General features: G+C 23.2%; 2 protein-coding genes. Both read left to right on the top strand.

The features are described from left to right. Nucleotides 1-967: hypothetical protein (locus ACTG3S_RS04545; protein WP_439128188.1), on the top strand; the 967-nt coding region annotated here is incomplete at its 5' end. 3 nt (nucleotides 968-970) lie between these two features. Further along, on the top strand, nucleotides 971-1,620 hold a 650-nt coding region (locus ACTG3S_RS04540), incomplete at its 3' end, for an EamA family transporter (RefSeq protein WP_439128187.1).

Raw genomic sequence — 1,620 nt, 5'->3', positions numbered from 1 at the left:
TATACAAAGATTCGATTCTTTTTTAGAGAATTTATATCAGTCAAATAATGTTGTTACTATAGCAGATCATATTGGTTTACTTGTTGAGAATAAAAAAGCCTCTATTTTAAAATTATTTTTTAACAAATTAGATGCCTCTAAATTAAAAGATAGTATTAAAAATAAATTTGCAATAATAATTACCTGTAACTTTCATAAACTTAGTGAAGTTGATAAATTACAACTCTATAAGGAGTTAATACCTATAGATAGTTTTAGAAATTGTGTTCCTTTTTATTGTATTGATTATAATTATTTAAATAGCTATTACTTTAAAGTACTACAATTAGTAAAGTCTCTTAATAAAAATAAATCAGAAGTTCTTTTTGTTGATTTAATGGAAGCTTACAAACTATTTTACAGTAATGAGCCTTTAAAAAAGAGCAAAATTAAATTACCCTCTAATTATAAAACATTCTTTCCTGTACTTGTAAGCCGATACTTTGGCTACTTAATATTTTTTGAAAAAAAACTAACAAAAAACTTAAAAACTAAAATTAAGAAAGAGTTAAATGAGTTTGGTACTAAATTATTTTTAATAGAAATTATACCTGCACTTATTTTAAAAGAAGAATTTATATTCTTAGAAGAATTGCTAGATGAATATTATGAAGATATTTTTGAAAATGACACATGGGCTGCAGAAGGGTTTATGAGCAATATGCTAATTGGCCTTGCGAATGTAAATATTAATTCTAAAAGATTAAAAGCAGCTAAAATAAATTTAAATCTAATAAATTTAGATAAAATAGAATTAGGGTATGCCGATTATCTAACTCTTTTTTACAATTTAACTTGGTTAAAAATTTCAGTACTAGAAAATAAAAAAGATGAAATTAATTTTTATTTTGATGAAATCACCAAAACATCAAATGAAATAGGCTTTCATAAATTTGCAGAAATTGCTAAGCAATATAAAAACAAATAAGACTTGAAATATATTATAATATCTGTTTTACTTTTTTCATTTAATAATGTACTATGGAAAAAAAATCTTCAGCACACAAATACTTATTTTCTAATCTCTTTTAGAGCATTTATAAATAGTATAGTGTCAATTTTATTGCTAATTTTTGTTGTTAATTCATGGCCGAGTATAAATGATTTTATAAAAATTACTCTAGGATCTGCATTAGGTGTCATAGGATTATTATGCATGTTAACTGCTATAAAAAAAAACTCATTACAGTGGCTAGGTATTTATAATTTATTGGGTGTATTAATTATCTATTTTCATTTATATTTTTGGGAAGGCCTCAAAGAAACCCCTTCTTATTTAGGGTTAGCCTCTATATGTATAGGTTATATGTATTACTTAATAATTAATTCTAATAAGGCAAAAAAGTTAACGTTAAAAACACATTTATTACTTCTAATAATGGTTTTTTGCTTTTCTTATTCTTCTATTATACATTGGAAAAATTTAACAAGTAATATTAACCCTCTTTTTATTCTTACTAACCAAGAGTTACTTGTTTTTATAGTAAGTTCTCTACTACTCTCATTAAATTTTAAAAAAGAAATTTATTTGGGTAATTACAAAAAAAACTTTCAAAAAGTTTTTATTATGAGTATACTCAT

The organism is Polaribacter sp., from assembly GCF_965656025.1.
Lineage (GTDB): Bacteria > Bacteroidota > Bacteroidia > Flavobacteriales > Flavobacteriaceae > Polaribacter.
This window is presented reverse-complemented; position numbering and strand designations above follow the sequence as displayed.